The sequence below is a fragment of the Streptomyces himastatinicus ATCC 53653 genome, assembly GCF_000158915.1.
Taxonomy (GTDB): domain Bacteria; phylum Actinomycetota; class Actinomycetes; order Streptomycetales; family Streptomycetaceae; genus Streptomyces; species Streptomyces himastatinicus.
Window position 1 is genome coordinate 9,689,494 of sequence record NZ_GG657754.1, and the last position, 2,534, is coordinate 9,692,027.

The 2,534-nt window shown below is 75.2% G+C and carries 3 protein-coding genes and 1 pseudogene; 1 reads left to right on the top strand and 3 read right to left on the bottom strand.

Annotated elements, in window-relative coordinates; genetic code table 11:
* The 3 genes and pseudogenes from SSOG_RS54410 to SSOG_RS40945 all read right to left on the bottom strand — a co-directional run.
* Window positions 1-674: pseudogene (locus tag SSOG_RS54410) on the bottom strand (ABC transporter permease); the annotation flags it as partial.
* Window positions 675-676: 2 nt separating this feature from the next.
* Window positions 677-1,441: an ABC transporter ATP-binding protein gene (locus tag SSOG_RS40940; RefSeq protein ID WP_009720198.1), complete on the bottom strand. Its 765-nt coding sequence runs from the start codon at window positions 1,439-1,441 to the stop codon at window positions 677-679.
* Entirely contained in the window at window positions 1,438-1,680 is a 243-nt protein-coding gene (locus tag SSOG_RS40945) for a hypothetical protein (RefSeq protein WP_009720199.1), read from the bottom strand. Before SSOG_RS40945 ends, SSOG_RS40940 begins: the two co-directional genes overlap by 4 nt.
* Window positions 1,681-1,851: 171 nt before the next feature.
* Between SSOG_RS40945 and SSOG_RS40950 the strand changes: the two genes are divergently transcribed.
* Window positions 1,852-2,534: sensor domain-containing protein (locus SSOG_RS40950; RefSeq protein ID WP_208867435.1), on the top strand; the 683-nt coding region annotated here is incomplete at its 3' end.

Below are 2,534 nucleotides of genomic sequence, written 5' to 3' on the forward strand. Positions count from 1 at the left end.
GGCGGGCGCCCGGTGCGGCGCGTACCGCGATCAGGTCGACGGAGTCGGTGGCGGGGCGGGGGGCCGTGGCCGGTCAGCCGCGCCGCCGTGGCGTCGGCGAACCACAGACCGCTTGCCGAGGCGTCGACCACGGCCGAGACCCGGTAGCGGGCCGAGCGCCCGGCGGCGGCCACCGTGACGCGGTCGCCGGGCCGTGCGCCCGCGGCCGAGGCGGTACGGCGGTCCAGGGCCACCTCGTGCGCACCGGCCGGTGGTGTGCCGTCGACCCGGGGGCGGGTCAGCAGGGCGGTCGAGGACCAGCCGTGTCCGGTGGCAGCCGGATCGTCCGCCGGTACGGCCTCGCCGTCCCGGGTGATGACGGCGGCGGGGAAGCTCCGGTCGCCGACCGCCTCGGCCACGCCGGGCAGTTCCGCCACCCGGCCGACGACATCGCCCGGCACCCTGGCCCGTTCCGGCAGCGCGATGGGCAGGTCCCCGTCCGGGTGGAAGGTCTGGCTGCCGGACACCACGACGTCGGCGGCGGCGAGCCGCTTCACCGGCGCGTGCGAGCGCCAACCCGACTCGGCCACCACCCCGATGCCGGTGACCATCGCCGCGCCGCCCAGCGTCGCGCACGTGACGGCCAGCAGCGCGGCGATCCTGCGGCGCATCATGTGCCACGCGAGATACAGCATCGTCACTCCGTTTCCAGCGTGGTCACGCACTGGGCCAACTCGGCGGCCGTGGGCGCCTTCAGCGTCTCGACGACCCGCCCGTCGGCCATGACCATCGCGAGGTCCGCCCGCGCGGCGGCGGCCGGGTCGTGGGTGACCATCACCACCGTCTGGCCGAGGCCGTCCACCAGGTCGCGCAGCAGCCCCAGCACCTCACGGGCGGTCCGCAGATCCAGCGCGCCCGTCGGCTCGTCGGCGAACACCACCGCGGGCCGGGACACCAGCGCCCGGGCGATCGCGGCGCGTTGCTGCTGGCCGCCGGAGAGTTCGGCCGGGCGGTGCGCGAGCCGCCCCGTCATCCCGACGGGCTCGATCAGCCCGCTCACCCACGCCCGGTCGGGCCTCTCACCGGCCAGCCGCAGCGGCAGCAGGATGTTGTCCTCGATGGTGAGCGACGGCACGAGGTTGTAGGACTGGAAGACGAAGCCCACGGAGCGCCTGCGCAGCTCGGTGCGGCGGGCCTCGTCCAGCCCGCCGATCTCCGTACCGTCGATGAAGGCACGCCCGCCGGTGGGCGAGTCCAGCCCGGCGGCGCAGTGCATCAGGGTGCTCTTGCCGGAGCCCGACGGCCCCATCACGGCGACGAACGTGCCGCGTTCCACGGTCAGCGACACCTCGTCCAGGGCGCGGACGCCCCCCGGATACGTCTTGGTGACACCGGCCAGCTCCACCGCCGGTGCCTGACGGGACGTCGGGGGCTCGTGATGCTGGGTGCGGATGAGCCTCATGAGCGCCGCCCGTGCCTGCGGTGGTGGACGACGAGCGCGACGGCACACGCGAGGGTGGCCAGGCCGCAGCCGATCCCGACGAACACGCTGAGGCCCCCGATGGACGACGTCACGATGTTGGCGACGGCGAAGACCACCAGCAGCAGCCACAGCACGGGGCGGACGAACCCGGTCCCGTCACGCGCGGGTTCCGGCCGTGGTGTCTCCGGGCCCGCGAAACCGCGGTAGGGATCGGTCACGTAAGGCTCCTCGTGCGAAGGGGCGTTGGGTACGCACCGACGCTACGAACCGCCGCCGCCATCGGCGATCCGGCCAGCGGGTGCTCCGGGGTACAGCAGGCTGTACCTCGCCCCGGAAAGAGGTGACGACGTCTTACGGGGTGCCTTATCGTCCCGGTCCAGGAGGTGGGGATGGACACGCACAGCGCCACGCGAGGCGACGCCACGACGGCCGACGCCACGCGGGCCGCCACCAAGGAGGCCCACGCCACGCGGGCCGACCCGGGGCCCGTCCGCCCGTGGGACGTGTTCGCCCGTGGCCGGACCGTCCTGGACGCCTTCGACCAGCTCGCGGGCGGGCTCGCCACCTCGATCCTGGCCGTGGTCATGCTGGTGTGGCTCACCGCCGTCGCGGTGGCCTGCCTCGTCGGCGTCGGACTGTTCCTGGTGCCCGCCACCCTTCGCGGACTGCGGGCCGTGGCCAACCGGGAGCGCGCCCGGTTGTCCCGGTGGGGCACGGAAATCCTCGTCCCGGAGCCGGGCCCGCGGCGGCTGCGGGCCGCTGTCGCGGACCCCGTCGTCCGGCGGGAGGTGCGCTGGCTGGTCTGCCACGCCACCGCCGGGCTGCTGATCGCGCTGACCGGTCTGACGCTGCCGCTCTCCGCGGCCACCGACGCCACGTTCCCGCTGTGGTGGCGGCTGGTACCACCGGAGGAGGCCGCGCCGTCCCCCGTGCCGCTGTGGATCGTGCACGACTGGCCCGGCGCCTTCGCGGTCTGCCTGCTGGGCCTCGGCTGGATCGCCGTGGTCGCGGGCGTGGCACCGGGCCTGGCGTGGCTCCAGGCGTGGCCGGGGCGCCGACTGCTCGCGGCCGC

Coding starts and splice junctions, on each gene's coding strand:
- SSOG_RS40940 (WP_009720198.1), bottom strand. CDS start 1,441: ATGAGGCTCATCCGCACCCAGCATCACGAGCCCCCGACGTCCCGTCAG.